The 2679-nt window shown below is 67.2% G+C and carries 1 protein-coding gene; it reads left to right on the forward strand.

What is annotated here, in order from left to right; translation table 11 throughout:
• Positions 1 to 105: 105 nt before the first annotated feature.
• Positions 106 to 2448, forward strand: coding sequence for a S53 family peptidase (locus PQR42_RS45275; protein ID WP_408496047.1), 2343 nt, complete (start codon positions 106 to 108; stop codon positions 2446 to 2448).
• Positions 2449 to 2679 lie beyond the last annotated feature (231 nt).

A 2679-nucleotide genomic window follows, 5' to 3' on the forward strand; every position in this document is an offset into this window, starting at 1 on the left:
CTGTTCGAGCGGCTGGCAGCGACGCGCGCCCGATCTACCCGCCTCCGCGGTTTCTCCACCCGTGCTGGTAATTCCGGTCCAGCCTCCCGCAGAAGGACGATCGAAATGAAAACTATCCGACCGGTTCGGTGCACGCTCGCGCGTGCCACCCTTGTGACCGCAGCGCTCGCGCCGCTACTGCTGGCGGGATGCGGCGGCGGCAGTGACGACTCGACAGCGTCGAGCGGCACGAGCTCCGTGAAGCTCGCCGACGCCTCGTCAGCCACGAGTTCGGTGTCGTTGTCGCCGCTGTCGAGCACGGTGGCCAGCACGCTGGTGAGGCCTGCGTTCTACACGGCCCCGGTGGTGTTGAACGCGCCTTCCAACATCGACAGCGCGGCGCCTTTCGCGTCGGCCAATCAGCCTCCTGCCGCGCAAGCGTCGACGTCGACAATGGCGGTCGTGTCGCTTGCGCAGCTGACGCCGCAAACGATTGCTCGGTACGCCACGAAAACTGCGCGGGCGGCGTCGAATTCAACGCAGGTGACGACGTATACGCCGGCGCAGATTCGCGCGGCCTATCAGCTACCGCCGCTGCCGTCGTCGTGGAGCAATCTGAGCGCGAGCGAGGCCGCGCAAATGGGCGCCGGCCAGACGATTTACGTGATCGACGCGATGAGCGATCCGAACATCGTCAAGGAACTCGCGGCGTTCGACCAGAAATTCGGCTTGCCGGGCTGCACGACGACCACCATCGCGCCGAACGCGTCGCTGCCGCTCGCGGCCCCTGGCAGCAACGCGTGCCAGTTCTCGGTCGTGCACTCGACGACCAGCGGCGCGATGACGTCGAACGCGCCGTCGTACGACTCGGGCTGGGCCACCGAAATCGCGCTCGACGTGCAGTGGGTCCACGCTACCGCGCCGCTTACGCGCATCGTGCTGATCCAGGCGCCGGATGCGTCGACCGGCAGCATGACCGCGGCGGTCAACCTCGCGAACGCGATGGGGCCCGGCGTCGTGTCGATGAGCTTCGGCGCCCCCGAAGGCTCGTGGACCGGCTCCATCGACTCGGCGTTCAAGCACGCGAACATGACCTACGTGGCCGCTACCGGCGATAACGGCACCGGCGTCGAATGGCCGTCCGTGTCGCCGAACGTGCTGGCCGTCGGCGGCACCCGTCTGAGTTACGACGGCACCACCAAGAACGAAACGGTGTGGTCAGGTACCGGCGGCGGCATCAGTCAGTACACCTCGGCACCGGCATATCAGAACACGTCGGTGCCTAGCCTCGGCACGCTGACGAAGCGATCGGTTGGCGACGTGTCGTTCAACGCGGATCCGTTCAGCGGTCAGTACGTCGCGGTCATCACGCCCGACGCGGCCGCGCCGAGCTGGTACAGCGTCGGCGGCACCAGTCTGTCGACCCCGCAATGGGCCGGCATCGTCGCCGTCGCCAATGCACAGCGGGCGCGCAACAGTCTCGGCGCACTCGGCCTCGCGCAGACGCAGCTGTACGGTACCGTCTCGACCGACGCGGGTCTGTACGCGACTGCGTTTTACGACGTCACTTCGGGCAACGACGGTTACTGCTCGAGCTGCTCGGCCCATACCGGCTACGATCAGCCGTCGGGTCTCGGTACACCGGTGGTCGGCAGCCTGCTGTCGACGCTCGGCGTGTCCAAGGCGCCGCCGCCGGTCGTGTCGGCCGCGACGGTCAAGGGTACGGCGGGCAGCGCACTGTCGTTCACTGTGGCGGCCAGCTCGTCGGACCCGCTCAGCTGGTCGCTTGCGAATGCACCGCAGGGCATGAGCATAGATAGCTCCGGTCAGGTGACATGGGCGCAGCCGGTCGCCGGCACTTACAAGGTGACCGTGACCGCGAAAGATACGGTCACCGGCTCGACGGGCAGCGCGAGTGCGAACGTGACCGTCGTCGCGGCATCGAAGCCGGTCGTGCAGACAGCGACGATCGTGGGCCAGGCGAAACAGCCGCTCAGCTATCAGGTCGACGTCAGTGCGGCCGATCCGGTCAGGTTCTCGCTCAGCGGCGCGCCTTCGGGCATGTCGATCAGCAGCGCCGGCGTGATCAGCTGGAGAACGCCTGCGAAGGGCACATATAGCGTCAGCGTCAAGGCGACCGACACCAGCAACGGCCAGTCCGGTTCGGCGACGATGAGCGTGCGGATCTCGTCCGTGGCAACGGGCCCCGCGATCTCGGCTGCGCCGATCAGCGGTGTTGAGGGCCGCGCGGTCAGCGGCGTGATCGGTATCGAGGACCCAGGCGCGGACAACGTGAAGGTCGACATCAAGGGCGCGCCGTCCGGCATGGTGTTCATCGAGAGCGGGCCGGGCTTCGTTGCCAAATGGCGGCACCCGGTCGCCGGAACCTACACGCTGACGCTGACCGCGGTCGATTCGGCGGGGCTCAGCTCGCAGGCAAATCTGGTGGTGACGATCGGCACGCGCTGAGCGACTCGTCGCGCTGCCGCAACGTCGCTGCCGGCGACGTTGCGGCGCGCAGTTGGTGAAAGCGCGGCTTGGGAGTGAGAAGGCAGCGAGTCTGTGGGTCAGCATCGCGGCCGCGCCGATCGGTCCACACCAGGCCGATGACGTACAGTCGCCTGATCATTCTCCGAACGGCAGAGAAGTAGCCTAGAGCCACCTCACCACCGCCGACAGCCGAACGTCCGCAATGGCCGA

This window comes from Paraburkholderia sediminicola, assembly GCF_046027355.1.
Lineage (GTDB): Bacteria > Pseudomonadota > Gammaproteobacteria > Burkholderiales > Burkholderiaceae > Paraburkholderia > Paraburkholderia sediminicola_B.